21 protein-coding genes and 1 tRNA gene are annotated in these 19,594 nt (G+C 44.3%); 20 read left to right on the forward strand and 2 right to left on the reverse strand.

Features of this window, described 5'->3' with window-relative positions; genetic code table 11:
• The first annotated feature begins 94 nt into the window (after nt 1-94).
• From DWW77_RS09995 to DWW77_RS10020, 7 genes are all read left to right on the forward strand, one after another.
• A complete protein-coding gene (locus DWW77_RS09995) occupies nt 95-1,582 on the forward strand; it encodes a bifunctional DNA primase/polymerase (RefSeq protein WP_147419587.1) in 1,488 nt (495 codons plus the stop codon).
• A 54-nt stretch (nt 1,583-1,636) separates the two neighbouring features.
• Complete coding sequence (locus DWW77_RS10000; protein WP_118608637.1) at nt 1,637-1,939, forward strand: hypothetical protein; 303 nt, start codon at nt 1,637-1,639, stop codon at nt 1,937-1,939.
• A 77-nt stretch (nt 1,940-2,016) separates the two neighbouring features.
• A complete protein-coding gene (locus DWW77_RS10005; RefSeq protein WP_118608638.1) occupies nt 2,017-2,427 on the forward strand; it encodes a hypothetical protein in 411 nt (136 codons plus the stop codon).
• Between the two features lie 47 nt (nt 2,428-2,474).
• Nucleotides 2,475-2,624 carry a hypothetical protein gene (locus DWW77_RS18070; protein WP_178087492.1) on the forward strand — a complete coding sequence of 50 codons (150 nt, stop codon included), beginning with the start codon at nt 2,475-2,477 and terminating at the stop codon, nt 2,622-2,624.
• A 15-nt stretch (nt 2,625-2,639) separates the two neighbouring features.
• Nucleotides 2,640-3,122 (forward strand): hypothetical protein, encoded by a 483-nt coding sequence (locus tag DWW77_RS10010; RefSeq protein ID WP_118608639.1) that lies wholly within the window; start codon nt 2,640-2,642, stop codon nt 3,120-3,122.
• A gap of 196 nt (nt 3,123-3,318) precedes the next feature.
• Nucleotides 3,319-3,603: a hypothetical protein gene (locus DWW77_RS10015; RefSeq protein WP_118169461.1), complete on the forward strand. Its 285-nt coding sequence runs from the start codon at nt 3,319-3,321 to the stop codon at nt 3,601-3,603.
• A 352-nt stretch (nt 3,604-3,955) separates the two neighbouring features.
• Nucleotides 3,956-4,609 (forward strand): Rha family transcriptional regulator, encoded by a 654-nt coding sequence (locus DWW77_RS10020; protein ID WP_118608640.1) that lies wholly within the window; start codon nt 3,956-3,958, stop codon nt 4,607-4,609.
• Between the two features lie 354 nt (nt 4,610-4,963).
• Here the strand turns inward: DWW77_RS10020 and DWW77_RS10025 are convergent, their stop codons facing one another.
• Nucleotides 4,964-5,167: a type II toxin-antitoxin system TacA family antitoxin gene (locus DWW77_RS10025; RefSeq protein WP_118608641.1), complete on the reverse strand. Its 204-nt coding sequence runs from the start codon at nt 5,165-5,167 to the stop codon at nt 4,964-4,966.
• 329 nt (nt 5,168-5,496) lie between these two features.
• Here DWW77_RS10025 and DWW77_RS10030 point away from each other — a divergent pair, with 329 nt between their 5' ends.
• The 4 genes from DWW77_RS10030 (at nt 5,497) to DWW77_RS10045 (ending at nt 8,328) form a co-directional block, all read left to right on the forward strand.
• Complete coding sequence (locus DWW77_RS10030; RefSeq protein ID WP_118608642.1) at nt 5,497-5,820, forward strand: hypothetical protein; 324 nt, start codon at nt 5,497-5,499, stop codon at nt 5,818-5,820.
• Nucleotides 5,821-6,049: 229 nt separating this feature from the next.
• Nucleotides 6,050-6,397, forward strand: coding sequence for a hypothetical protein (locus DWW77_RS10035; RefSeq protein WP_118608643.1), 348 nt, complete (start codon nt 6,050-6,052; stop codon nt 6,395-6,397).
• Nucleotides 6,384-6,680: a hypothetical protein gene (locus DWW77_RS10040; RefSeq protein WP_118608644.1), complete on the forward strand. Its 297-nt coding sequence runs from the start codon at nt 6,384-6,386 to the stop codon at nt 6,678-6,680. The genes DWW77_RS10035 and DWW77_RS10040 overlap by 14 nt, the downstream gene beginning before the upstream one ends.
• Nucleotides 6,681-7,179: 499 nt before the next feature.
• Nucleotides 7,180-8,328, forward strand: coding sequence for a tyrosine-type recombinase/integrase (locus DWW77_RS10045; protein ID WP_118608645.1), 1,149 nt, complete (start codon nt 7,180-7,182; stop codon nt 8,326-8,328).
• Nucleotides 8,329-8,724: 396 nt separating this feature from the next.
• Here DWW77_RS10045 and DWW77_RS10050 read toward each other — a convergent pair whose 3' ends face one another.
• On the reverse strand, nt 8,725-10,437 hold the full coding sequence (locus tag DWW77_RS10050) for an ABC-ATPase domain-containing protein (protein ID WP_118608646.1): 1,713 nt from the start codon (nt 10,435-10,437) through the stop codon (nt 8,725-8,727).
• 261 nt (nt 10,438-10,698) lie between these two features.
• Between DWW77_RS10050 and DWW77_RS10055 the strand changes: the two genes are divergently transcribed.
• From DWW77_RS10055 to DWW77_RS10095, 9 genes are all read left to right on the forward strand, one after another.
• Nucleotides 10,699-12,093, forward strand: coding sequence for an aminopeptidase (locus tag DWW77_RS10055; protein ID WP_022427054.1), 1,395 nt, complete (start codon nt 10,699-10,701; stop codon nt 12,091-12,093).
• Between the two features lie 270 nt (nt 12,094-12,363).
• Entirely contained in the window at nt 12,364-13,071 is a 708-nt protein-coding gene (locus DWW77_RS10060; RefSeq protein ID WP_118608647.1) for an ABC transporter ATP-binding protein, read from the forward strand.
• Nucleotides 13,072-13,073: 2 nt separating this feature from the next.
• Entirely contained in the window at nt 13,074-14,861 is a 1,788-nt protein-coding gene (locus tag DWW77_RS10065) for an efflux RND transporter periplasmic adaptor subunit (RefSeq protein WP_118608648.1), read from the forward strand.
• Complete coding sequence (locus DWW77_RS10070) at nt 14,854-16,086, forward strand: ABC transporter permease (RefSeq protein WP_015527479.1); 1,233 nt, start codon at nt 14,854-14,856, stop codon at nt 16,084-16,086. The genes DWW77_RS10065 and DWW77_RS10070 overlap by 8 nt, the downstream gene beginning before the upstream one ends.
• Nucleotides 16,087-16,244: 158 nt before the next feature.
• Nucleotides 16,245-16,318, forward strand: a tRNA-Arg gene (locus DWW77_RS10075).
• Nucleotides 16,319-16,546: 228 nt separating this feature from the next.
• A complete protein-coding gene (locus DWW77_RS10080) occupies nt 16,547-16,777 on the forward strand; it encodes a hypothetical protein (protein ID WP_015527478.1) in 231 nt (76 codons plus the stop codon).
• Nucleotides 16,778-16,798: 21 nt separating this feature from the next.
• Nucleotides 16,799-17,401: a class I SAM-dependent methyltransferase gene (locus DWW77_RS10085; protein ID WP_092071915.1), complete on the forward strand. Its 603-nt coding sequence runs from the start codon at nt 16,799-16,801 to the stop codon at nt 17,399-17,401.
• Between the two features lie 7 nt (nt 17,402-17,408).
• On the forward strand, nt 17,409-18,221 hold the full coding sequence (locus tag DWW77_RS10090; protein ID WP_118608649.1) for a Cof-type HAD-IIB family hydrolase: 813 nt from the start codon (nt 17,409-17,411) through the stop codon (nt 18,219-18,221).
• A gap of 337 nt (nt 18,222-18,558) precedes the next feature.
• Nucleotides 18,559-19,566, forward strand: coding sequence for a calcium/sodium antiporter (locus DWW77_RS10095; protein ID WP_022427049.1), 1,008 nt, complete (start codon nt 18,559-18,561; stop codon nt 19,564-19,566).
• The last annotated feature ends 28 nt before the right edge of the window (nt 19,567-19,594 follow it).

Genomic DNA, 19,594 nt, shown 5'->3' on the forward strand with positions numbered 1-19,594 from the left:
AGCTTTCGGATCACGCCATTGTCTCTTACGGAGTAGTGGATCGCATCGATGTAGAGAATCTGGACGAAATCTCTGAGTAAGGGCGGTGGGATATTTGTCAGCAGAAGTAAAAAGTATGAAAGAATGGGCTTTGTATTATGCAGAGCTGGGACTGGCGGTTTTCCCACTGGCTTATCGAAATAAAGTGCCTGCGATTGAAGGTGGTTGCAAAGCGGCTACAACGGAGAAATCAAAGATAGAACGATGGTGGAATCAAAACCCTCGGTATAATATCGGCATCGCAACTGGGAACAAATCAAACGGTTTAGTTGTAATTGATTTGGATGTTGACAAAAATAAAGGAATTGAGCAATATGGAGCGCAAGCCGGAGTGTCAAGTGCATTTGTTGAAGAAATGACAGGTAAGGTGCAAGCTCTGGGAAAAGGTTTTTCTGAAAGCTCTTCCACAATAGATACATCTTCAATAACTGTGAAAGAATCAATAAAAGGAATCAGAAGTGTACTATATGATCTCAGTGTATCTTCTAGTGAGTATGCAGGAACATACAGAGGTGTTTTAGAAGTATTTAATAATACAAGCGGATCAGCGGCCAATGCGCAGGATGCTTTTAATATTGTCTATAATGCCTTGAAAGAAGCAGGAGTCCCATTGGATGAGCTGAATAAAAAACTGGCACAGGAGTTTCCTTCCGCAGCTCAGGCGACAAAAAGCAGTGTTGATTCTAGTATTGTTGAAGCTCAGAAGACAGTAAGTAGTTCAACTGGAAAAATGAAAACGGATGCGGAGACTAATCTTGCAGGAGTAAAGAAAGCAGCAGAGGATGCTTCTGGAGATGTGAATACAACCACAGTGACAAACTGGGGGAATTCGGCATCAGAAGTAAAGAAAAATCTGGATAAAATGAAGCAGACTGCCAATTTAAAGCTTGGCGAGATGCAGAAGACTGTGGAGAGCCATTTTTCAGGTCAGTATAACACAATGACTAAGAAATGGGAAAAGGCTTGCGAGAGAATTGGCCAGTTGATAACTCAGATGGTGCGTAGTACAAAGGATAGTTTAAACGGATTTACCAGAAATATGAATACGATTGGAAATGAGATGAGCAATAATCTGATTAATGGGATTTCCGGGGCAGTAACAGGAATCGCAGGGATTCTGAATGAAGTAGTTAGTAAGGTTAACAGCACGATCAGCAATGTTAATTCTTCTCTTTCCGGTATTGAGAAGGCATTTACATTTTCTTACGATGTTACAACCCCTGATGGGAAGCGGAGATGGGGTAAATACTCAATGAATTTACCAAGAGTCAATACGGTTCCGTATCTGGCTAAAGGCGCAGTCATCCCACCTCGAAGCGAGTTCCTTGCAGTGTTGGGCGACCAGAAACAGGGTAACAACATCGAGACGCCGGAAGCTCTGCTCAGAAAGATCGTCCGGGAAGAAACAGCAGGACGACAGGCAGGCGGTGGAAGTTACCGGTTTACAGCTCAGATCAACCGCAGGACACTGTTTGACGAGATGATGAAAGAAGCGCAGATGAGACGAGATACAAGCGGCAGAAACCCGTTTGAGATGGCATAGAATAATTCCCTGTCATGCAGAAAGTGTGGCAGGGGAAATACAGGGAGGAATTCAATGCTTACAAGAGAAGCAACTTATGAGGATTATGGATTTTCAGAAGATGAAGATAAGAGATTGGGTGAATTTTGCAAGAATCTTGAGATGCGTGACAAGATATTGCTGTTGCAGTGCGCAGCGGAGGTGTATCCGAACATTATTGACGAATTATACTGCTGTATCGTAATTGGAATGAGCTATGACAAGATGAACAAAAAGAAGTTTGTTGCGCTTGATCGTAAAGATTTTTATGCGTACCGGAAGAAAACGTTGGCTGTGTTCCGGGCGGCATTACAGGCATGTAATAGATATCCATTTTAAAGGTTAGAGTAGAACCTGTCAAAACCGTCTGTTTTTATGTATTGGAAAATATCATTGATTAGTTAGGGGTGATTATTATGGCAAAAGGTGTATCAGCAGAAGCGCGCGAGGACATCTTAGTACAGGCATTTTTAACGTGTCCAAATATAAGTGAGATATCTAAAAAGACGAAAATTCCCAGACCTACAATTTATACTGTGATTCATTCAGACAGCTTCCAGCGTAAGTATTCTGAGGCAAGAAACGAGGCCGTAACAGGAGCGATTGCATACCTGCAGGGAAAACTTGGAGAATGTGCAGCAGTGTTGGTCAATACGGCTATTGATACGGAAGTACCGGCACAGATCAGAGTGAACGCAGCTAATGCGGCATTGTCTCAGTGTTCTCAGTGGACAAAAAATGTAGATATGATTGAACGTCTGGAAACTATGGAAGAATTGATGTCACGTGTAGAACAAGAACAGAAATCACAGAAGAGGGGTAAATGATAGATTTATGAATCGGACGGGTTTAATCTGATAGGAAGGAGCATTAAATGCCGAGAAGAAATAAGCGTGTAACGATAAGAGCTACGAGTGTGCCGGAGCTGCATCAGTGGTTGAGAGCTTGCAAAAGGGAAAATGCCAGAAAGAAATCACAGGGCCATAATGGTACGAAGAAACAGGCAAAGGATTTACATATTTAAAGGCGGTGGTGGATTATGGGAAGTCCGTTGATTAAAAGGCTTGATGCTTTATACCAAAGAGCTCAGATGGTAATGGCAGTTCAGGCAGATCATGCTCCGTTTGTGTCCATAGCTCCATGGAGTTTTATAAAAGATGAATGTATCGTGAAATATTATCCAGAGGGACATTATCAGAAACCAGAGCAGATAACAACTACACTTCATGATGCATTAATGATAGCTCAATATTATTACGAATGTGGGTTGTATGTTCAATTTACAATGAGCCTGTGCATAGAATGGTTGTTCCTGTTTGTCCGTGATGATCCCCGGTATTCTCCGCCACAACAGAAGTCATGGTATACCAAGTGCACAGAAGAATATCCAGAAATAACAGCCATGTTGGAGAGTGAACAGAGATCTGAAATTATTGGAACATTGCGAAGAATGCCTCAGAATTTTCTTTTTAAGGGATTACCTGATGATATTAAAGATGATTACAAATTGATGGATTTTTAGACAAAAAATGACGGGAGTATGGGAATTCGTTGACACGATTACGCGCGCGAAGGAATTTTGTAACACGATAACGCGCGCGAAAATATTCGGAGATTTCGGAGTCCCTAAAAGAGTAAAATGCGTTAGAACGAAGCCTGAGCGAACCCCGAAAAATAAGACTGTAAATATTATCGAACAAAACAAAAAGGAGATTTTTATGGATAGCTGTAACGAAAATGTAATTGAGTTTATGACCAATGATACCAGAGCAACCTTATCATTCTCACAGGGTCGGTATAAGTCTGTGATCCGTAAGCTAGCAGAGAAGCACCCAGAAGATTGTCAGATTATTGCGGATAACGAGGACGGAAGCATTTGTGCTCATGTTCCGGTATCCTGGCTTCGGATTTCTCCGCCAAGGCAGTATACAGAGGAGCAGCGGCAGCAGATGGGGGAAAGACTGAGACAGAACAGATCTGAAAATACAGCAACACAAGGATAAAACAGGGCAAGAAACGATTGAAAAGTGCTTGAGGTAAAGTTGCAAGGGAGAGCAAATAAAAAGGCTAAATGAGCCGATAAAACAGTAGAAGCGGTGATGCTGGTAGTTAATAAAAATCCTGCTGCCGAACCTACGGTTCAAGGAGTTTTTCACTATTTTAAGGAGTGTTGTTGAGAATGAAGCCGTGAGGAAGCCGTGAAGAATGGTAAAAAAGGCGGCGAGAACCGGGAGTGCTTGAACTGTCGATTAACAGTCGATATATTTGATCGAAGCGGCGAGGAAGCGGTGAGAAATTAATAAATTAATGGAAAAAGTTGGTATTTTCGGATATAGCTAAAGAAAGGCGTACAGTATGAATGAACTTGTTTATTTAAAGAATGATGAAGCAGTATGTGACAGCTTGCAGGTAGCTGAGAAGTTTGGAAAAGAACATAAAAATGTTTTGCAGAGTATTGATAATCTCATTGCTGAAAATTCAGCTGTGAAAATAATGTTTAAGATTTCTTCTTACAAATCTGGTAACGGGCAATCATATAGAAAATTTTATATGAATCGTGATGGTTTTTCTCTTTTAGCAATGGGGTTTACTGGGAGAGAAGCCCTCGAATGGAAATTGCAGTATATCCGGGCATTTAATCAGATGGAGAACTTTATCCGTGAGAAATCTACTCAAATGTGGGTTGAAACCCGAAAAGCAGGAAAGCTTACTCGAAAAGCAGAAACCGATACAATCCAGAAACTTGTTGAGTATGCAAAGGGACAGGGCAGCAGCCATGCAGAAATGCTTTATATGACTTATTCCAGACTGGCAAATAAAATGGCTGGAATCAATAAAAGGGACGAAGCTACGGTGATGCAGCTTAATAACCTGTCTTTAATGGAAAATATCATTTTGCATGAGGTTGATCTGGGAATTATGCGAGGGAAACATTATCAGGAGATATACAGGGATTGTAAGAAACGACTTGAAGCGGTGAAAGATTTGGCATACCTCGAGGCGGTATAAGAAGAAAATGGGGATAGTAAGAGATATGGGTGATTTGCAACGGGAAATTGACAAATCCCGGAAGCTGGCATATAATATACTTATCAAGACAGCCAGTAAGGGAAGTCAAGGTTCCCCGTCCTGGCAAGATATATGTTTAAGACGTAGCCGCCTATTCTTTACCAGAGAGCAGGGCGGCTATTTCTTATGTGTGTATGTAAGGATAGATACAATTAAGCTGGCTGTCGTCAGAATGATCATAAAAATCTCATAATCGCTCATAAGCATTCCCTCCTGTCAAGGCTCAGGATCAGGGAACCACAGCCGCTCTACTGGCTGCCTGGATAAATATACTATTTCTTTGAATTAAGGATTCTACTTAATGTTTTCCCGTTTCATTCGTTCATCAACTGCTTTTTTGATATAGCCGTTTACGGATTCCCCGGAGGCTTCTGCTGCTTGCATGATAATTTCTTTTTGGCCTTTAGGAAAAGTTACATTAATGCGATCATAATTGTTTTTCACATATTTATTTACAGCTTTTTGTTGAGCCTTACTTACTTTGTTTTCCTCTGGCATATTGGCACCTGCTTTCTTAGTGATAATAGGGGAGGGTAAATATAGATACACCTTTTCCACTATACATGAAGTATACCACAAAAATCTATTGATGTAAATATATAAAATGCATAAATATATTGGTGTAAATATAGCAAAAATGTCAATAGACTATTGGTGTAAATAGATATATAATATAATCAGTTCAAGGGAACAGACAACAGCCGGGAGAGCCGAAAGCCCCCAATACTTCAAGCCATATACCTGTGAGAATCGCAATAGGGCATATCAATAGTCAGGAAGATGCTTGAAGGACTGAGAAACCTTGAAAAGCAAAGGAGGAAAGCATAATGAAGTACAATCTCAGCAAAATCATGTTGAAAGCATGGAAGATCTACCGTAAGACAAAAGGTATCAGCTTTGGGGAATCCCTTCACAGAGCATGGTTATCTGCAAAGGCTGAGGAAATCAACGCAAAGAGAATCGAGACAGCGAAACAGGCAGCAGGAATCACAGAGGAAACCAATACCTTTACTAAGTGGAAAGAGCTTGGTTATAAGGTACAGCATGGAGCATCAGCATTATTCGGATGTTCTCTGATTTGGGGAAGCAGAGGAGACGGGGCAACATACAAAGCCAGTTTCTTTGGAAAGTCTCAGGTAGAAGTAATTTAATAAAAAGCCCTTACCAGAGCGGCAACTCTGATAAAGGCAAAGTAACCCGACAAACGATCAAAATTGAGGGGCTGTGCGTATTATAACATACTCATTCCCCTCAGACAACAAAAGAAAGGAACGAAAGTATGATATCAGTAATGGACGTTCTTGTAATTTTTTTGAGTGGATTTATATCTGCTAAAGTATGTGATTATGTACACGAATTAGAACGAGAGGAGAATGAAGCATGAGTAAAGAAAAAACATTAAGAACATTAGAAGAAACAGAAGTGATGCAGGCCACAGGTGTTCCGGCACAGGAGACAGAAGAAGTAAGCACAGCTCTTGCAACAGAGATTATCGCAGATCTCAAGAAACAGCTGGAGGAAGCAAAGGAAGAAGCGAAAGAGTGGGAAGAAAGTTGGAATATGTGTCGTGAGCAGGTTCGAGCATTGTCCAGGCAGTCAGATATTATTAGTATGGTGTTAAAGATGGATGATGTAGAACTATTAGATTTAGCTTTTGGATTTGTTAGAGGATGTTATAACCAGCAGATTAAAAAGGAACAGGAGGCAGAAAACAATGGAGAAATGTAATTTAACTCAGGTTCCTTGCAGAAAGGCAATTATGGACGTTGTCCAGGCTAACAAAGATAGAAGATCATTACAGCATACCTATGAGCTGGCAGAACTCTTTCGGATAGCTTGTTCCGGCAATGAAGCATTTATGGAATTATCAGAGGAAGATCAGGAGCGTTTCTGGCTGATTACAGATGCTTTAATGATGAATGATCCGGAAGACCTCAAGAGGGTACATAACCTTGCAAATTATTTGATGGTAAAGCGAATAAAGGACAATGCAAAAGTGGCGGAGGCATAACATGGACTACAAAAAGCAGATAATTGAGATGCTGGAGAAGATAGATAACATTTATTGGCTAAGGTCAATCTATGTATTCATGAAAACGCTGATAGGATAGTGGTACGGAGGTATAGCATGGATTATAAAAAAGAAATTGGAAATCTCTTGAATGAAATCCAGAGCGAGAAATTTCTGAAATTTTTGTATAACGTAATTGTCTCATTTAAGAAGCAGTGGGGGTACTAATATGGATTACAAGAAAGAAACTATTGAGATATTACAGAAGGTAAATGATGATAGCCTGCTTGAATTCTTCTATAGATTCATTGCCAGAGTAATAAAAAATAGAGGATATTAATATGGACTATAAAAAGAAACTCATAGAGCTGTTAGAGAAAGCAGATCATGACCAAACATATACAATTTTCAGATTTGTTTGTAGCTTTCTGGGAATTAAATAAGACAATCAGGGGCGGCGGACTGCTGCCCTATTGCCAATAGAAAGACAGGTGATATAATGGCAAGAATACCATCAGGAATGCGAAAAAAAGAAAATGGTTTATTCGAAAAGCGTTTTACCGTGGAGGGCAAGAGATACAGTGCCTATGGTCGTAGCACAAAGGAATGTGCGGAGAATGAGCTCAGGATCCGTGAGGAAATTAAGGCAGGTCTGTATAATTCCAACAAAAATATAACACTGGACGCATATTTTGATGAATGGGAGAAGTCCCGGAGAGGAACAATCAAGGACAGCAGCATTAAAATAAACCGGTCGAAGTACAATAACCATATCAGACCAGTACTGGGAAAAATTAAGGTTCAGAAAATAGAAAAGCGTGCAGTGGTGAAATTGCAGCAGGATTTATCAAAGAAACTGAGTGCATCCATGACTAATGGTGTTATAGTGCTGCTGAAAACGGTGTTGAACGCGGCTGTTGATGATGAAATCCTTATGAAGAATCCTGCTGCCAGTGTGAAACCATTAAGGAAGGATGACCGGCCGAAAGCGAGTGAGACTATTCACAGAGCATTAACCAGAGAAGAGCAGCAGGCGTTTATGCAAGAAGCCAAGACGGAATGGTTATATGAGTTTTTCTGTTTTTCCTTGTGTACGGGAATGAGACTTAATGAGATCACGGCTTTAAAGTGGCAGGATATAGATTATATCAACAATGTGATCCGGGTAAACAAGACCGTGAGCTGGAAAGAGGGCGGCGGTATTGAGGAGACTTTGCCAAAATCAGATACCAGTAATCGCGATATTCCTATGAATGACACAATAAAAAAAATCTTGCAGATGCAGAAAACCAAAATGTCCATGGTTTACGGGGAAATCCATGCGAGAAAGATGGATAGTAATATCTTTATCGGGAGTAATGGAGCTAAGGCAATAGCATCATCCACGGTATCATCTGCTATAGATAACGTTTTAAAGCGGCTCCGGCAGCAGGATATAGAAATCGAGAGGTTTACGCACCATGCTTTCAGAGATACCTTCGCAACACGGTACATAGAAGAGGGCGGAAACATGCAGACGCTACAGAAAATCTTAGGACATAGCAGCCTGGCCATGACTGCGGACTTATATGCTCATGTTCTTCCGAACACAAAGCAACAGGAAATGCAGCAGATAGAGAATGGATTTATCGGGGTGGCAGTTTTATGACTGCTGCTCCTTTTTTAGAATAAAATGAGCGGATTGGGGTAATAATTGGGGTAAAACGCTGATTGCTTTCGTAAGAATGACTTAAAATCAAGGTTTTTTGTAGTTTCTTAATAAATTTTATAAATTTATTAGAAATTGTACAAATTTCTCTCACATTTATCCTGTATGATATAAACATCTTAAGAGAACAGAAGCTCTTAAGAAAAACTCTTTCCTTTCCCTAAAATATGTATGAAGATAAACCACCGTTCCATTGGCAAGACAGAGCCGACAGGACGGTGGTTTTGCATTGCAGAAAAAAACTGCCGAATGACAGAGGAGATAAAGATTTCCAATGTTTATCGGCAGCGTTTTTTTGTTGTCTGAGATTTATTGGATATACAGCTTCAGGCACAGCTACGGCCTGCGATAGCGGTTAAAGCAGGAATATATTTCCTGGATCCTGGGCATGGCATAACCGCATGGAATATAAGAGCCTTCCGAGAAGAAGGACAATCCCTGCCTTTTCAGCTGAGTATCCAGATAAGTGATGATCTCCGGCAGAGTACGTTTTCCGTCAATAAGATGTTCGCAGGCATATTTCAGAAGCAACGCCAGGGATGCAGTTTGCTCGGAGTCGATCAGCTGCTCCACATAGCGGAGATCCACTTCGGTTTTTCCAAGAGAAAAGCCATCTTTGCCGTGAACCTTGGTTTTCAGTCTTTCCGGCTGTCCGGGACGGCTGTGGCGGGATGGAGCCACTTTGGCCCTGGTCATGATGCGATGGCTTCCCGGAAGGCGGAATGCAGGGGTCTCAATGTCTGAGAGAGGATATTCCTGACAGAGCTTTTTGGTGACTGCTGTGATGTCCACCGGATGATAATTATCCATCTGGATCACAGTATCCGCAATATGGAAAAAAGCTCCGGAGCTTCCGGCAACCAGGATAGTGGAGATCCCTGCCTTTTCATAGAGATCCCGCGCACGTTCCAGAAATGGAGTGATGGGCTCCTTTTCCCGGCAGATCACCCGCTGCATGAAGGAATCACGGACCATAAAGTTGGTGGCAGAGGTATCCTCGTCAAGGAGAAAGACTTTACTTCCGGCCTCCATACTTTCCACGATACCGGCAGCCTGTGAAGTGCTGCCGCTGGCATCCTCTGTAGAAAAGCAGAGGGTGTCTTTTTTATTTGGAAGATCGTTGATAAAAAGAGAAATGTCCACATCTTTGATAAAACGGCCGTCCTCAGAGCGAAGCTTCTGAGCAGAAGGATCGGTAATGACATACTCCCGGCCATCGCCGGGAATGTGATCGTAAATTCCCAGCTCCAGTGCGTTAAGTAAGGTGGATTTACCATGGTAGCCGCCACCTACGATCAAAGTGATGCCGCAGGGAATGCCCATGCCTGTGATGGTTCCTCTGTGGGGCAGCTCCATGGAAACCCTCAGGCTTTCCGGAGAAACAAAAGGAACAGAGTTTTTCATCGGGCGTGAAGAGATGCCGCTTTCCCTGGGGAGGATAGCGCCGTCACTGACAAAGGCAGCCAGAGAACGTTTTTTCAGCTCCTGACGGATAAATGCCTGATCTTCGGCAAGGCAGATGGCTTTTCTCAGCGCTTCCGGGTCAAGATTCCGGTAAAAAAATGCCTTGTGAACACAGATCGGAAGAAAATCGAAGAGGATTTTTTCCAGTTCGGGAGAGTTGATGGTTCTGCCATTGGCCGGGAAACCGATGAAAAAACGGGCAGTGATGCCTTTTTCCGTTATTTCACAGGCGGTACGTGCAAGAACCTCCTGACCACAGTGGCTTACTGAGATCAGGCCGCTTTTTCCGGAGCCCTTTGCACGGAAGGTATAACGGTTTACCTGCTGTTCAAATTGGCGGTTCAGAAAGTCTCCCAGTGTGATGCGGGTCAGGGAATCCTTATAATATTCTGCCGGAAATCCGGTGTCTCGGTGGGAAAGCTTCACACTGATGTGAGAGGGAGAGGCAAAAGGATCCCCCTGCACGTGGTCAATGGACAAAATATAACGGTCAAACTGGTATGCACCCCGCAGAGACTTGTATGCAGGATAGCTTTTGCGGTTGATGCTGTGAAGAAGCTCTTTTAGCTGAGCAGATGCTTGCATGTTGTTTCCTCCTTTGCCCTGTTGGAGCATACAGGTAAAGTCTACGGTGAAACAGAAAGCTTTCCGTGTGTGAGATACCTGAAAATTTTGGATACAGGGCCAATTCTTAAGAACTACTATAACGAATCATAAAGATTTTGTAAAGAATGGGAATTGCGGTGGAAATTCGTAAATGTTTGACCTATAATAGTAGACAGATTGCAGATAATATGATGAGAAACGGCAGCTGCCGGAAGCTATAAAGAAAGGTGGACCACTAAAATGGAAAGAAGAAATGCGTGGCTTTCTTATAAGGAAGCAGAAGAAACAGAAATGGAGAAGCTTGCGAAGGCTTACAGAGAATTTTTGGATAAAGGAAAAACAGAACGGGAATGTGTTGCAGAAATCGTGAAGGAAGCAGAGGCTGCCGGATATGAATCTCTTGAGTCGAAGCTTGAAAAAGGCGAGAAGATCAAGGCCGGTGACAAGGTTTATGCGGTAGGGATGAAGAAGATCGTTGCTCTGTTTCATGTAGGAACGGAAGAGCTTTCCGGAGGTATGAGCATTCTCTGTGCACATATCGACTCTCCGCGACTGGATGTCAAGCAGAATCCTCTGTATGAGGATACGGATCTGGCTTATCTGGATACGCATTATTACGGTGGCGTAAAGAAATACCAGTGGGTGACACTGCCTCTTGCCATGCATGGTGTTGTTGCAAAGAAGGACGGAAGCATTGTGGAGATCAGCATTGGTGAGGATGCGGAAGATCCGGTACTTTACATCACAGATCTTCTGATCCATCTTTCCGGAAAACAGCTCCAGAAAAAGGCAGCAGAGGTTATTGAGGGTGAGATGCTGGATATCCTGATCGGCAGTAGACCTCTTGCAGAGCTTCCGGATGATTCCAAAAAGGATGCGGTAAAACAGAATGTGCTGAAGATTTTAAATGAGAAGTATGGTATTGAGGAAGAGGACTTTCTTTCAGCAGAGCTGGAGATCGTTCCGGCAGGAAAGGCAAGAGACTGTGGACTTGACCGCAGCATGATCGCAGCATATGGACAGGATGACCGTGTATGCGCTTACACATCCCTTGCGGCAATGCTGGAGATGGAGGAGACACCGAAGCGTACCGGCTGCTGTCTCCTTGTAGATAAGGAAGAGATCGGAAGCGTTGGTGCCACAGGCATGCAGTCCAGATTTTTTGAGAACAGCGTGGCAGAGCTTCTGGACGGAATGGGCTGCTATTCCGAGCTTGCATTAAGAAGAGCTCTCCGTAATTCCAGCATGCTTTCTTCTGATGTAAGTGCCGGCTATGATCCGGCCTATGGTGAGGCTTTTGAGAAAAAGAATGCAGCATATCTTGGACGCGGTATCGTTCTTAACAAGTTCACCGGAGCAAGAGGAAAATCCGGTTCCAACGATGCCAATGCAGAGTACGTTGCAAGAGTTCGCAGGATTTTTGATGATCACAATGTTGCTTTCCAGACAGCAGAGCTTGGAAAGGTTGATTTTGGCGGAGGCGGAACCATCGCTTATATTGCGGCACTTTACGGAATGGAGGTTATCGACAGTGGCGTGGCAGTGCTGAGTATGCATGCTCCGTGGGAGGTTACCAGCAAGGCGGATGTATATGAGGCATACAAGGCATATAAGGCGTTTTTACTTGATGCATAAACAGATGTATAAATGTGTGTCAGTTTTGAAGACATTCAGGTAATCTTTTCGTTACAGATCAATGAGCGGGGTTTTCCCGGAAATGACAGAGCAGTCTGCCTGCTGCTGTTTTGGCTTGGAGCGTTCCGACAAGAAACAGCAGTATCCCCTGCAGACTTCGCTCTGTATTTTTAACCTGATCAGGGAAGCTCTCTGTTTCAATGGCGAAAAGCAATAAGCAGAGGAGGGGCTTGCCTGGGACTGATTTACTTTACAAGGAGTAATTTTATTATGGAAGATGCATTGGTACGGGTAGTAGATCTGTGCAAGGTTTACAATCCCGGAGAAAATGAGGTGCGGGCGCTGGATCATGTGGACCTGGAGATCCATAAGGGTGAATTTGTGGCTATTATCGGACAGTCCGGTTCCGGAAAATCCACCTTTATGAACATGCTGGGCTGTCTGGATGTCCCCACCTCCGGGAAATATTATCTGAATGGAACAGATGTATCCACAATGAAGGATAATGATCTCTCGGTGGTACGAAATAAGGAGATTGGTTTTATCTTTCAGGGCTTTAATCTGATCGCAAATCTTACGGCGCTGGAAAACGTGGAGCTTCCTCTGATCTATCGTGGGATCGACCGGAAAACAAGAAGAAAGCTTGCTGTGGAATCTCTTAAAAAAGTCGGACTTGAGAAACGTATGGACCATAAGCCAAACGAAATGTCAGGGGGACAGCAGCAGCGTGTGGCTATTGCCAGAGCTATCGCAGCCAGGCCGCCGGTGATCCTGGCAGATGAACCAACGGGAAATCTGGACTCTGCATCCAGCAGGGAAATTATGGAAATCCTGAAGGGAATGCACAGATCAGGAGAAACCTTGATCCTGATCACTCATGATAATGGGATCGCGGCTCAGGCCAGACGTGTGGTCCGGATCATGGATGGAAAAATTGAATCAGATACGATCAATGAGGAATTTGTCGAGGAGGCTTAAGAATGAAAAAAGGGAAAAAGATTGTGATCGGTGTGGCAGCAGTGGCTGTTGTGGCAGGCGGTATTTATGCGGCATCAGGTGCAGGCCGCGGGGGTTCACAGATTCCGCAGGTTGCTGTTACCAAAGCGGAGACAGGAGATGTGGAGGAGATCGTAGATGCAACCGGAACTGTTGTCAGTGATGAGCAGAAGACCTTTTATTCTCCGGTGAACGCACAGATCAAAAGCGTATCCTTCGCAGAAGGCGATACGGTTTCAAAGGGAACGAAGCTGATAGAGTTTGAAGTGAAGGATCTGGAGAGGGATAATCAGAAAGCAGAGCTGAATGTACAGTCCGGACAGTATGATTACAAAAATTCCATCAATAAATCCAATGAGGCCCAGCAGAAGCAGGACAGCGCAAAAGCAAAGGTTTCCAGTCTGGAACAGCAGGTAAGGGAGCAGCAGAATTATCTGGCTTCCCTGAGATCACAGCTGGCGTCTGTACAGGCTCAGGCTGCGGCAGATGCGCAGGCACAGGCCCAGGCGGAGACCCAGGCAAAGGCAGAGGCCCAGGCTGCCAGGGATGCAGAGACTCAGAGAGCGTATTCAGAAGCGCTGACTACATATCAGAATGAGACACTTCCGCAGTACCAGCAGGAGCTGGGACAGCTGAATTCCGATTATGTAACGGCACAGAATGCTTATAATCAGGCAGATACCAGTTATAAGATGGCTTTTGCACAGTGGCAGGCAGACCAGAGCGATGAGAATGCCCAGGCGCTGGATGAAGCGGAAGCAGCAAGAAGTCAGGCAGAGATCACCTGCCAGGAAGCAAAGGAAGCTTATGAGGATAAGAAGGTCAGCCAGCCAAAAATGCCGGAGTATTCCGATTACAGCAGTAGTGCAGCCGGTGATTTTGTTACCGATGGAGCTTCAGAGGAAACACCGGGGCTGACAGATCATGCATCTGCGGATGCTTCTTCTGCAGGAAGTACAGTGGATACTTCTGCCATTGAGAATGCGATCGAACAGGCAACCTCTGATCTGGCGGATCTGCAGTCGGACCTTGCTTCCCAGAAATCCATTGCAGAGGCGGATTCTGCCAGCCTTACAGAAGAAGAGAAAGAAAAAATGCGTGTCAGCAACAATCTTACTGAGCTGGATGCAAAATCTGCGAAAGAGCTGGTAGAAGAAGGAAAGAAAGGCATTTCGGCGGATTTTAACGGCGTCATTTCCAAATCAGCAGTCCAGCAGGGCGCAGCGGCAACACAGGGAATGGAGCTTTTTACCCTGCAGAATACAGATAAGGTCAGCGTTGATATCAATGTGTCCAAGTATGACTACGATAAGGTAAAGGAAGGCCAGAATGCGGACATTACCATCGGCGACAGGAAATATACCGGCAAGGTGACTAAGATCAGTCACATTGCGACAACCAACGAAAAGGGCTCCACACTGATCTCTGCCACAGTGAGCATCGACAAGCCGGACAAGGATATTTTTCTGGGAGTAGATGCGAAGGTAAAGATCTATGCAGAAAAGGCAGAGAATGTGGTAACGCTTCCGGCAGGCGTGGTAAATATCGGCAAGGATGGTTCTTTCTGTTATGTGCTGAAGGATGGTGTGATCACGAAGCAGGATATCACAACAGGAATCAGTTCCGAGGATTCTGTTGAGATCACAGATGGCATTAAAGTCGGAGATAAGGTCATCGAGGATCTGGGCTCCCTGGAAGAGGGAATGAAGGCAGAGGCAGCAGCGGCAGACAGTGACAGTGCAGCAGAGACAGGGGAGACTGCTAATGAGTAATATTTATGAATATATCAAAATGGCGATCCATAATATCATGGCCAATAAGGGAAGATCCTTTCTCACCATGTTAGGGATCATCATCGGTATCGCATCTGTGATCGCCATTGTGTCCATCGGTGAGGGTACGAAGAATCAGATGAACAGCGAGATCAATGATATCGGCGGCGGCCAGATCGCTGTTTACTGCAGTGATGATGCCATAGCAGACCAGGTCTGGATCGAGCCGGAAGATATTGATGCAGTCCGGGAGCTGGATGGCGTGGAAGGTGTTAATGTTTCAGATTCCTATACAGGCGAGACCGTAACCGGAAAGGGTGATTTTAATCTTACAGTGACCGGGGAGGCCCAGGATGCCAAGCTGGTGGACAATGCTTCTGTGAAGTACGGAAGCTATTTCGGGCAGAAGGAGATCGAAGAGGGAAAAAACGTCTGCGTGATCTCCGATGCCGATGCGAAGAGGCTTTTCGGAACGGATGATGTAGTGGGAATGACACTGGACATTACCTGCTATGATCTGACCAAGACATTCCGCATCTGCGGAGTCACCACACAGAAAGAGAACGGAACCTTTGTCAGCTATACTTACGATGGAATGCCGGTGACCATAAATGTGCCTTATACGGCCATGGACGACTTTACCGGAAGCAGCGGAGAATTTTATCAGATCATAGTTCAGGCGGATAAGAGTCTGGATTCCCAGGCGGTCGCAGATAAGATCATAAATCTTCTTGAGAGACGTCACCAGTGTGCCGGAGATGAATATTTCCAGGTACAGAGCTTCCAGGATGTTATGAAATCCATGAATCAGATGCTTGGTATGGTGACTGCGTTTATCTCTTTTGTTGCGGGCATTTCCCTTCTGGTAGGTGGTATCGGTGTTATGAACATCATGCTGGTATCCGTCACAGAGCGTACCAGGGAGATCGGTATCCGGAAATCCCTTGGAGCGAAAACCTCGTCTATTATGTTACAGTTTCTTGCGGAGGCGGCGATCCTGACGATCATAGGCGGGCTGATCGGTATTGTGCTGGGGATTGCAGGCGGCTATGTGATCTGTGCGGTGATCAGCAGCAGTATGGGAATGACCATCACACCTGGGATCAGTGCGGGAACCATCCTGGCGGCTACGCTGTTCTCCTGTGCAGTAGGTGTGTTCTTCGGAATCTATCCGGCGAAAAAGGCAGCGAAACTGAGCCCGATCGAGGCACTTAGACGGAATTAAAAAACTGTTGCTTTTGCATCAAAAATAGCAATAAAAAATATTTTTAAAAAAAATCAAAAAAAGTTTCAAAAAACCCTTGACATTTTATAGGTCTTAGAGTATCATACATATTGTTGCAGCGGTGATACGAAATATCACAAAGGAAAAGCAACAAAGATGTGCGTTTAGCTCAGCTGGATAGAGCGTTTGGCTACGGACCAAAAGGTCGGGGGTTCGAATCCTCTAACGCACGTATAAAGCCTCTGGAATTGTTCCGGAGGCTTTTATTTTGTGTTTCGGAAACAGGCGAAAAATTGTATTGACACTGGTAGTGGGCCAGAGTAGAATAAAAAAACAGAAAAGAAAAATTTTTGTAAAGCTGTTTGTCTGATACAAGCAGCTTTTTTCACAGGAAAAAGTAAACAACAATGAAAGTACAAAACACCTGAAATAGAGGTGAACCTATCAGGAGGAAAAAACAATGCCAGGATATCTGATCAAAGATACAACAAAAGAGGAACGTAAACAGATCGTGGAGGAATCTCTTGGAAATATTTCCGCGAACTGTGATGGCTGTATGGCGAGACTTGCGGATATGTATCAGGATTATATTGACGGAAAGAAAGAGATCCGTGAGATCAATATGGAGTTCAATGCCAGGTATGTCCATGGAGATATGGATAAAGAGGAAAAACGAAGCTGCCCGATGTAGCGAACGGAGATTAACAGAAGCATGGATCAAAATGAAGTAAAATATGATAAGCTGCTGAAGATCAAAACCACCGGTCGTGACGATTCCAGATCGGATCAGTACTGTTATCCATACGAGCCAACGCCGTACGGGGTGCTGGAACGGCTGGCTTATTGTGGATATCTGGGGAAAAAGAATCATCTGATCGACTACGGATGTGGAAAAGGCAGAGTGGATTTTTTTCTGGCGTGGCAGGTCAGATGCCGGACCACAGGCGTGGAGTACGATGAACGTATGACAAAAGCCGCAGAAGAAAACAGGCAGCGGGCTGTTTCCGGGACAAAAACATCATTTATACTGGAGAATGCGGCCCTTTTTCAGGTACCGGAATCCGCAGACAGATTTTATTTTTTCAATCCGTTTTCTGTGGAAATACTGAGAAGTGTCATCGGCCGCATCCGGGAATCCTGGTATGAAAAAACAAGAGAAATGCTATTGTTTTTCTATTATCCATCTGACGAATATATTTCATATCTGATGACCGTAGAGGAACTGGAATTCCTGGACGAGATCGACTGCCAGGATCTTTTTGAAGGGAAAAATCAGAGAGAGAGGATATTGGTATTTCAGATGGGAGAGGAGTAAAAACAACATGATAAAACTGATCGCAACAGACGTAGACGGAACTCTTGTAAAAGACGGGACCATGACTATCAATCCGGAATATATGACAGTGATCCGGAAGCTGACTGAGCTGGGAATTACTTTTGTGGTGTGTTCCGGGCGGCAGTATGACAGTGAGAGGAAGCTGTTTGAGCCGGTGAAGGATCTGGTGTATTTTGTGTCAGATGGCGGTACGGTGATCCGGAAGAATGATAAGATCCTGAAGGTACATACACTTCCGGATGAGGTTTGGAAACGCATGCATCATATGGTGAAAGAAAAAATGCTGGAATGTGACTGTTTTATTGCCACACCGGAGTGCTGCTATGCGGAGAATGAGAATGGAAGGATGTTCCGGTGGCTGCGGGATTCCTATGGTTATGATATGAGAAAAGTGGATGATCTTTCTTCTCTTCAGGGAAAACAGGTGCTGAAATTCTCTGTTTATCACCCGGAACGGTGCGAGGAGCTTTGTGCACCGTATTTTACACCGGCATGGAGGGATAAGGTAACGTTGGCGGCTGCCGGAAAAGAATGGATGGACAGTACACCGCCGGAGGGCGAAAAAAGTACAGCTGTCGAATTTATCCAGCAACAGTTAGGAATTTCTTCGGAGGAAACCTGTACATTTGGAGATAACCTCAACGATATCGCCATGCTTCAGAAAGCGGGAAGGAGCTATGCGGTAGCCAATGCCAGAGCGGAAGTGCAGGCAGCAGCCAGGAAAGTATGTCCGTCATACAGTGAAGATGGAGTCTTACAGATCCTGAAAGGGATTGTTTCTGAAAGCGGAAAACAATAAAGATACATAAAATATGTGCTTTCGATAAAGAAAAGTCACCGGCCAGGGGTTGACTTTTAAAAACAATTCTGTTAAATTGAAAAAAATTGAAAATTTTAATTCCATGAGGGAGTAGTTCGCACGTAAGTGTGATTTGTCAACAGACCCGGTTTTTTCTGAAAAACCTGGCAAATCTTAAAGAATGAGACTCATGTATGCTTTGTTATATTTTATTGCAGCAGGGCATACATGGGTCTTTTTTATGTAACAAAAGAATGCCGGAAAGAATTTTTTCAGCAGGGCGGGCGACAATGAATCTCCGGGTTATGGGAAATAAAAAAAGAAAGTGAGAAGAAAAATGGAAAATCTGGTAAACAGTTCACCGCTGATCCTTGTGTTAGTTTTTCTTGTGATCGGCTTTGTGTTCCTGATGAAGGGTGCGGATTTCTTTGTAGAAGGAAGCTCCAGTATCGCAAAAAGGCTGAAGGTGCCGCCGATCATCATCGGCCTTACTATTGTGGCAATGGGAACATCATTGCCGGAAACTGCAGTCAGCGTTACAGCGTCACTGGTCAATAACAATGAGCTTGCGGTCAGCAATGTGGTAGGTTCCAATATTTTTAATCTGATGGTAGTTGTTGGAGTCTGTTCCATCCTGACGCCGATCCTGGTACAGAAGGAAACCATCCGGAGGGATATTCCGTTTTCCATGATCTGTGCGCTCCTTCTTCTGGGGCTTGGGATCCTGGCAGCAGGAGATACGATCGGAATGAGACTTGGTCATCTGGATGGAATGATCCTGCTGGGATTTTTTGCAGGCTATATTGTGGTAATGATTCAAAGTGCCATGAAGGCCAGGGCAGCAGGAAAAAATGTGGACATGGAAGGAATGGAAGAGCTGGAAGAAGAAATCGGCATCCTTTCCTGGCCGAAGAGCATCCTCTTTATTGTGGGAGGCGCACTTGCCATTGCCTTTGGCGGAGATCTTACGGTGGATGCTGCCAGCCGCATTGCCATTGATCTTGGAATGAGCCAGACACTGGTGGGACTGACCATTGTTTCTATCGGAACTTCCCTTCCGGAGCTGGTGACTTCCGTGGTTGCAGCCAGAAAGAACGAAGTGGATATGGCTGTGGGAAATGCGGTAGGCTCCAATATTTTTAATATCCTGATGGTTCTCGGAGTTGCATCTGCCATCAATCCGGTGGCACTGATCCGGGAAAATATTATTGATATTGTCATACTTATCGTGTTCTCGCTGATCGTGTGGATCTATGCGGCCACAAAGCAGAGGATCAGCCGGAAAGAGGGAATTTCCATGGTATGTATGTACCTGATCTATGCAGGATATATTATCTGGAGATAGCTGCTGTGGGCATGCAGCTGGTCCGACG

The sequence above is a fragment of the Ruminococcus sp. AF17-12 genome, from assembly GCF_003479245.1.
In the GTDB taxonomy this organism is placed as follows: domain Bacteria; phylum Bacillota; class Clostridia; order Lachnospirales; family Lachnospiraceae; genus Blautia_A; species Blautia_A fusiformis.